6 protein-coding genes are annotated in these 6,699 nt (G+C 74.3%); 1 reads left to right on the top strand and 5 read right to left on the bottom strand.

Annotated features, from left to right (window positions below):
• Positions 1 to 21: 21 nt before the first annotated feature.
• The 3 genes from ACWF94_RS11485 to ACWF94_RS11475 all read right to left on the bottom strand — a co-directional run bounded on the left by ACWF94_RS11485 (position 22) and on the right by ACWF94_RS11475 (position 2,181).
• Complete coding sequence (locus ACWF94_RS11485; RefSeq protein WP_453487117.1) at positions 22 to 309, bottom strand: TFIIB-type zinc ribbon-containing protein; 288 nt, start codon at positions 307 to 309, stop codon at positions 22 to 24.
• Positions 310 to 375: 66 nt separating this feature from the next.
• Positions 376 to 1,341, bottom strand: a complete 966-nt coding sequence (locus ACWF94_RS11480) for a phosphotransferase family protein (RefSeq protein ID WP_453487115.1) — start codon at positions 1,339 to 1,341, stop codon at positions 376 to 378.
• A gap of 633 nt (positions 1,342 to 1,974) precedes the next feature.
• Positions 1,975 to 2,181 carry a hypothetical protein gene (locus ACWF94_RS11475; RefSeq protein ID WP_453487113.1) on the bottom strand — a complete coding sequence of 69 codons (207 nt, stop codon included), beginning with the start codon at positions 2,179 to 2,181 and terminating at the stop codon, positions 1,975 to 1,977.
• Positions 2,182 to 2,947: 766 nt separating this feature from the next.
• Between ACWF94_RS11475 and ACWF94_RS11470 the strand changes: the two genes are divergently transcribed.
• Positions 2,948 to 4,168, top strand: coding sequence for a protein kinase domain-containing protein (locus tag ACWF94_RS11470; protein ID WP_453487111.1), 1,221 nt, complete (start codon positions 2,948 to 2,950; stop codon positions 4,166 to 4,168).
• Between the two features lie 102 nt (positions 4,169 to 4,270).
• Here ACWF94_RS11470 and ACWF94_RS11465 read toward each other — a convergent pair whose 3' ends face one another.
• Both ACWF94_RS11465 and cobA read right to left on the bottom strand, forming a co-directional pair.
• Positions 4,271 to 5,089, bottom strand: a complete 819-nt coding sequence (locus ACWF94_RS11465; protein ID WP_453487109.1) for a TrmH family RNA methyltransferase — start codon at positions 5,087 to 5,089, stop codon at positions 4,271 to 4,273.
• A gap of 55 nt (positions 5,090 to 5,144) precedes the next feature.
• Positions 5,145 to 6,389: a uroporphyrinogen-III C-methyltransferase gene (gene cobA / locus ACWF94_RS11460; RefSeq protein ID WP_453487108.1), complete on the bottom strand. Its 1,245-nt coding sequence runs from the start codon at positions 6,387 to 6,389 to the stop codon at positions 5,145 to 5,147.
• Positions 6,390 to 6,699: the final 310 nt, after the last annotated feature.

The raw sequence follows: 6,699 nt of genomic DNA, 5'->3' as shown, positions 1-6,699 counted from the left end.
GGTCAGGGGGGGACAGGGGGATCAGGACGAGAAGAGCATCCGGCCGAAGCCCTTGTTGCGGTGATGGCCGTGGTGACCGTGGCCGCCGTGATGCGGGGCACCCCAGGCGGGCGCCGGGGCGGCGGCCGGGTACGCCTGGGGCGTGGGCGGCGCGGGCGGCGCCGGCTGGGACCACTGCGACTCAAGCCGGGTCAGGGCCTCCAGCTCGCCGTAGTCGAGGAATATCCCCCGGCAGCCGCTGCACTGCTCGATCTGGACACCGTTGCGGTTGTACGTATGCATCGCCGCATGGCACTTGGGACACTGCATGGTCGTGGCTCAGCTCCTCGCTGATCGGTCCGCGCCGCCGGGTGATGTCCGGTGACGTGAAGCAGCCTACGACGAAGAGGCGGGCCCCAACTCGGGTGGGAGACCGGCAATTCGGGCACATGCGTCGATCATGGTCTGATCGATGTCGTCCGGCGCGCGCCGTTCGGCCGCCGCCCGGGCGATGGAGAGCGCGGCGGTCTGGACGGTCAGGGCGCGGGCCGGGACGTCCAGCTCCGCCCAGGGGTCCCCGGGCGCGGTGATCGCCGGGCCCCGCGCGGCCGTGTACGCCCCCAGGAACCGCTGCCAGATCCCGGGCGACAGCAGCCCGGCCGCGAACCAGGCGGCGGGCCGCGCCAGATCCCACGCCGGGTCACCGAGTCCGAGGTCGTCCACGTCGATCAGCAGCCAGGGGCCGGCGGGGGCGGGGTGCCGGACGAGCTGACCGAGATGCAGATCGCCGTGGCAGAGGAAGCCGCCGCGGGGAGCGGGCGCCTCGTCACGGGCCCAGGCGGGCAGCCGCGCCCACGCCCGCTCGACGCAGGTGGCGGCGGCCGGGTGCTCCCGTGCCACCGCCCGCATCCGGGCTATGGCCCGGACCGCCTTGGCGGGGCCGCGCATGGGCGGCAGCGGCCCCGGCAGCCCGCCCGGCTCGACCCGGTGGAGACGCGCGAGCAGGACCGCGGCTTCCTCCCAGGGCGCGGCGCCGGGATCGGCGGGGTCGACGGGAACGCCGTAGGGCCAGGCGGTGACGGGCCGGCCGCGCACCTCCCGTGCGGGTACGGGCAGCGGTGGCAGCAACGTCCCGGCGAGCCGGGGGTGCGCGGCGACAGCGAGCCGCACGCGGTGCCCGACGGGGTCGGTGCCGAGGTCGTGCGCCTTGGCCACGGCTTCTCCGTGCCGTACGACAGTGCCGTCGGCGCGGTCGGCGAGGACGTCCGCACGAGGGGTACAGGCGTGGCAGGGGCCCGGGGTGGTGGGGTGGGCGGCGGCGCGGGCCGTCCGGGCGAGCGCGCTGATGACGGCTGCGGTCATGGTTCCCCCTGTCGTGCCCCGGCCCTCGTGCCGAGCCTACGCGCGCGTCGCCCCACGCCCCATGCCGGGCACGTGAGTCGGCCCGGTGCCGGGTCACGCATCCGCCGTATCTCATCCGCACCACGGTGGGACCGCACAGCACCCGCCGTACCAAATTCCGCACCGCCGTGGGGCCGTACGCGGTCGGGGCGGGTGTCGGACGCGGACCATAGGCCGTCGGGGCGGGTGTCCGAACCGGGCGGGCCCGGTGTCGTACACCCCGGACGGGGGCTCGTACGGGCCTCCTTGGGCAGGGGCCGGACCTGCATGACCGGGGCGCGGGCTGGGCCCGGCAGGGCGCGGGTTGGGCCCGGCTGTGCGATGGCGGGGCCTGGTCGGGCACGGGCCGCCGGTCCTGGTCGGGCCCTGGAAAGGTGCGCGCAGGGCACGGGGCAGGTGCGCGCAGGGCACGGGCAGGGCGCGGGCCGGGCCTGGTTATGCGTACGCGGGTCCCGCCTGCGCGCGGACAGCGCGATGGCCGGTCAGCTCCCCAGCTGACCGGCCATTGCTTGCCGTCCGCCGCACCCCCGTCCCCACGGGGTTGTTGGCCGGATGTCCCCGACCCGGACCGCTCTTCCGGGCCCGGGGCGCCGCTCAGCGCCCCAGCATCACGCCCACGGACGACGCATGTGTCACTACCGCATCCCAGCCACCGAAGACAAAGAGCAGCAGTGCCGCCAGGGGAAGCACCATGGCCGTCGCCACCAGCGGGTGTCGCCGGCCGGTCCGATGGCCGCCGAACGCGGCCGAAGCCCTGCGTCCGTGCGTGCGGATCATGGTCTGCATTGCCGTGTCCGCCATGGGTCCTCTCCTGTCGTGGATAACAGCGGCGAGTGTCTGACCTCGGGGGACGAGTACTGCACCCGCCGCTTGACCTCAACACTAGGGATTCGGCGGAGCCAGGACGTCATGCCCGCGTATCGACTTCCGGGCCTCCCGGAGGATGAGCCACCGCCCCGATGCCTACTCCTCTGGGTGGAGAGGAGGGCCCAGGATTGGGGGACTTCCCGGAGGGGTCCCACTGAGGGCTTCCCCCGGGGCCGGACGGACTCCACCAGGCGCAGTACACGCGCCCTTCGGAGGGCCGTCCGCACCACCCGGAGCGCCGCCCGGCCGGTGACTTCCCTCACTTCCGCCGCCCCGCCGCGCCCCGCGCCGGCCGCCGCACGGTCTGCCCGGCTTGCCACGACTACGACGGTACGCGCGTTGTCTCCCCCGCCGCGCCCACCGCCCGACGGCGATCGGCGGCCGGGCCAATCTCCGTCCCGCTTCGGTCCGTTGGCCTCTCGTACGGGCGGACGTGTCCGGAACCGGCCGCCCCTGACCACTCCCCGGGCCACCCGCCCGGCGCCGACAATCGATCGGTTCGTGAGGGCGCGGCCTATGAGCGCTCCGGGGCGGGGGTACGTAAGCTGTGCCACGTCAAAATCGGACGATCAGGCGGCGGGGCGGGGCCTTCCCCTCGTTGGGCAACGGGCGGGGCCTTCCCGGCCCGCGAGTCACGGGGTGGGATTCCCCCACCGCCAGGCAGGGGTGGGGTCTCCTCACCGCCAGGCAGGGGACGGACATGGCGATGATGCGGCTCCGGCGCGAGGATCCGCGTGTCGTCGGCTCGTTCAGGCTGCACCGGCGGCTGGGCGCCGGCGGTATGGGTGTCGTCTATCTGGGCTCCGACCGCCGGGGCCAGCGGGTCGCGCTGAAGGTGATCCGGCCGGATCTGGCCGAGGACCAGGAGTTCCGATCGCGGTTCGCGCGCGAGGTCTCGGCCGCGCGGCGGATCCGGGGCGGGTGCACGGCACGGCTGGTGGCCGCCGATCTGGAGGCGGACCGCCCGTGGTTCGCCACCCAGTACGTCCCCGGGCCGTCCCTCCACGACAAGGTCAACGACGAGGGCGTCCTGCGGACCGCGGAGGTGGCGGCGATCGGGGCGGCGCTCTCCGAGGGGCTGCTCGCCGTGCACGAGGCCGGTGTCGTCCACCGGGACCTGAAACCGTCGAACATCCTGCTCTCCCCCAAGGGCCCGCGCATCATCGACTTCGGCATCGCCTGGGCGACAGGCGCCAGCACGCTGACCCATGTGGGCACGGCCGTCGGCTCCCCCGGCTTCCTCGCCCCCGAGCAGGTGCGAGGCGTGGCGGTCACCGCGGCGACGGATGTGTTCGCGCTGGGCGCGACGCTCGCCTACGCGGCGACCGCGGACTCCCCCTTCGGACACGGCGGTTCTGAGGTGATGCTGTACCGGGTGGTGCACGAGGAGCCACAGCTCAACGGCGTCCCGGACGCGCTCGCCCCCCTGCTGCGGGCTTGTCTGGCGAAGGACCCCGAGGAGCGCCCCAGTACCCTCCAGCTCTCCATGCGGCTGAAGGAGATCGCCGCGCGTGAGGCCCAGGGGCTGCCGGAGGCGAGGCCGCCCGCCCAGCGGGAGCGGATCGAGGCCGACCGGCCGACCTCCCGCTACTCCGACCGCCCGGACCGCCCGGACCGGACCGAGCGGATGGAACGCACCGAGCGCGCCGACCGCCGTACGGGCGGGGGTACCGGACCGCGTTCACAGCCTTCGCGCACCGGCTCGTCCCGTACGGGCTCGTCCCGCACCGGTTCCGCCCGGCCACGGCCGCCGCAGGGCACCTCCCGTACCCAGGGCCGCCAGGGCACCAGGCCGGGCGTCCGTACGACGTCGACCGGCCGGCGGCCCGCCAACCCCAGACTGCTGCGGCAGCGGATCGTCGTCTTCTTCGTGGTGACGCTGATCGTCGCCCTGGGCATCGCCGCCGCCCAGCATCTCTAGGGCGTGTTGCGCACGTCCCGGTCGGGAGCCGTCCCGGCCGGGCCGACCGGTCTCCGGCGGGCCGGTCGGTGTCCGTGGGCCGACCGGTGTCCGGCGGGCCGGTCAGCTTCCGGGGCGCCCGGTGGCGATCGCGTAGAAAGCCACCGCCGCCGCCGCGCCCACATTGAGCGAGTCCACGCCGTGGGCCATGGGGATACGGACCCATTCGTCGGCCGCGACCAGCGCCTGTGCGGACAGTCCATCGCCTTCCGCGCCGAGCATCAGCGCGACCCGGTCGAGCCGGTGCGGCGCCGCCTCGTCGATCGCGGCGGCCTTCTCGTCGGGGGTGAGGGCGAGCAGTTCGAAACCCGCCTCCCGTACGGCCTCAAGACCTCTGGGCCAGACATCGATCCGGGCGTACGGAACGGCGAACACCGCACCCATCGACACCTTCACGGAACGTCGGTACAGCGGGTCGGCGCAGTCCGGTGACAGCAGTACGGCGTCCATGCCCAGGGCCGCCGCGCTGCGGAAGATGGCGCCGATGTTGGTGTGGTCGTTGACCGACTCCATGACGACGATCCGGCGGGTCACCGTCAGCAGTTCCCCGGCGGTCGGCAGGGGTTTGCGCTGCATGGAGGCGAGCGCGCCGCGGTGGACGTGGTAGCCGGTGACGCGTTCGGCCAGCTCCGGGCTCACCGCGTACACCGGGGCCGGGAGTTCGTCGATGACATCGCGCATGACATCGACCCACTTCGCGGACAGCAGCATGGACCGCATCTCGTAGCCGGCGTCCTTGGCACGCCTGATGACCTTCTCGCCCTCGGCGATGAACAGTCCTTCGGCGGGCTCGCGCTTGCGGCGCAGCTCCACATCGGTCAGTCCGGTGTAGTCCCGAAGCCGTGGGTCGTCGGGGTCCTCGACAGTGATGAGATCAGCCACAGGGTGATACTGCCTTCTCCGGGGGGTGCGGTGCCAACGCCTGGGCAGAGGTCGGTTACTGAGGGTCAGGTGAGCCTACGGTGACGACCTCGCCGATCACGATGACGGCCGGGGGCCGCACCTCCTCGGCGACGGCGACCGCGGCGACCGTGGCCAGGGTGGCGTCGACCCGGCGTTCGGCCGCCGTGGTGCCCTCCTGGATCAGGGCGACGGGCGTCCCGGGGTCACGGCCGCCCGCGATCAGCGCCTCGGCGATCGCCCCGATCTTGTCGACGCCCATCAGGACGACGAGGGTGCCACGGAGCCTGGCGAGCGCGGCCCAGTCGACCAGGGAGCGTGCGTCGTCCGGGGCGACATGGCCGCTGACCACGGTGAACTCATGGGCGACACCGCGGTGGGTGACGGGGATACCGACCGAGCCTGGCACGCTGATGGAGCTGGAGACACCGGGGACGACCCGGCACGGGATCCCGGCCGCGGCGAGTGCCTCGGCCTCCTCCATGCCGCGCCCGAAAACAAAGGGGTCGCCCCCCTTGAGCCGTACGACCGCTTTGCCCGCCCTCGCATGCTCGATCAGGGCGTTGTTGATGGCCTCCTGGGCCATGTAACGGCCGTACGGGATCTTCGCGGCGTCGATGACCTCCACCTGCGGGGGCAGTTCGGCCAGCAGGTCGCGCGGGCCGAGACGGTCGGCGACGACGACATCGGCCTCCGCGAGCAGCCTGCGGCCGCGCACCGTGATCAGGTCCGGATCGCCGGGCCCGCCGCCGACGAGGGCGACTCCGGGAGTCCTCGTACGGTGCTGGGGGGCGGCGATCGTGCCGTCGCGCAGCCCCTCGACGATGGCGTCCCGCACGGCGGCGGTGCGGCGCGGGTCGCGTCCCCGTACATCCGTCGTGAGTACGGCGACGGTGACGCCCTCGGAGCGCCCGGTCGCGGGCGTCAGAGCGGTGGCGGCGGACGCGTCATCGGAGCGTACGCACCAGGTCCGGGTGCGCTCGGCCTCGGCGGACGCGTGCTCGTTGGCCGCCGTGTCGGAGGTGGCGATCAGGACGTACCAGGCGTCGGCGAGGTCCCCGTCGGCGTATGCGCGCCGCTCCCAGCGGATCTCACCGGCATCGGCCATGGCCTCGACGGAAGGGGTCGCGGACGGCGACACCAGAACGATGTCCGCCCCGGCGGCGATGAGCGCGGGCAGCCGGCGCTGGGCGACCTGTCCGCCGCCGATGACGACGACACGGCGTCCGGACAGACGCAGTCCGACGGGGTAGGCGGGGTGCGCGTGCGCGTGCTCGGCCATGGTGGTGCGGCTCCCTGGGGCGGGGGATGGGGTCCATGCGACCGCGTCGGCGCTGAAGCGGCTGGTGAGGGCCATTTTACGGGGCGGTCCGCCGTGGGGCCCCGGCCGGTCCCCCGGGCGCCCCGGTCCCCCGGCGGTCCGGCTCTGGCCCTGGTGCCTTCCTCCGGGGGCCTCCGTTTCCCCCGGCCCTGTGCCCGCACGCCCTGCGGGCGTGGGGGGGGGGGGCGGGCCCGGGGCCGACCCCCCCCCCCCCCCGGCCCCCCCCCCCCCCCGCCCCGCCCCCCGGCCCGCCGCGGCGGCGGCGCACACC

It is taken from the genome of Streptomyces sp. NPDC055078, assembly GCF_053607985.1.
Note: the sequence above shows the minus strand (reverse complement) of the source record. Positions and strands in the feature narration are given on the sequence as shown.

What these genes read in the sequence shown, in the direction of transcription:
- ACWF94_RS11485 (WP_453487117.1), bottom strand. Translation starts at nt 309, where the DNA reads ATGCAGTGTCCCAAGTGCCATGCGGCGATGCATACGTACAACCGCAAC.
- ACWF94_RS11480 (WP_453487115.1), bottom strand. Translation starts at nt 1,341, where the DNA reads ATGACCGCAGCCGTCATCAGCGCGCTCGCCCGGACGGCCCGCGCCGCC.
- ACWF94_RS11475 (WP_453487113.1), bottom strand. Translation starts at nt 2,181, where the DNA reads ATGGCGGACACGGCAATGCAGACCATGATCCGCACGCACGGACGCAGG.
- ACWF94_RS11470 (WP_453487111.1), top strand. Translation starts at nt 2,948, where the DNA reads ATGGCGATGATGCGGCTCCGGCGCGAGGATCCGCGTGTCGTCGGCTCG.
- cobA (WP_453487108.1), bottom strand. Translation starts at nt 6,389, where the DNA reads ATGGCCGAGCACGCGCACGCGCACCCCGCCTACCCCGTCGGACTGCGT.